Genomic DNA, 423 nt, shown 5'->3' with positions numbered 1-423 from the left:
GGTGTATTCAATAGCGTAGTTCCGCTGACCAAATCACTCCACACCCCTACTCCAGCGGCATTCTTCGAACGGATGCGGAAGGTATGATCTGCATTTGCTGCGAGACCACTCTTCGTGTAGGCAACGCCAGTAACAGCAACAACTGTGCCGTCAATCTCCAGGTCATATCCCGTTGCTCCGGTTACCGCGTTCCATTTCAATGCTATTGCTGCATTTGTTACCGTGTTAATAGTCAATCCACTAACTGAAGCTGGGATTGTGCTTTGCGTTAAAATGGCTGTCCATGCACTCGTATTGGTGTTGGTCAGCGCACGTACGCGATATTTATGTGCTGTTCCTGCGAACAAACTACTATGCGAGTATGAAGGATCGTTCACTGCTACTACCACACCATCGGCTTCCACTTCGTATTTCGTAGCGTCG

General features: G+C 48.9%; 1 protein-coding gene. It reads right to left on the bottom strand.

The genetic code is table 11. From position 1 onward, the window contains the following. On the bottom strand, positions 1-423 hold a 423-nt coding region (locus AMS66_RS33085; protein ID WP_201782139.1), incomplete at both ends, for a fibronectin type III domain-containing protein.

This window comes from Paenibacillus xylanivorans, from assembly GCF_001280595.1.
Classification (GTDB): Bacteria; Bacillota; Bacilli; order Paenibacillales; family Paenibacillaceae; genus Paenibacillus; species Paenibacillus xylanivorans.
This window is presented reverse-complemented; position numbering and strand designations above follow the sequence as displayed.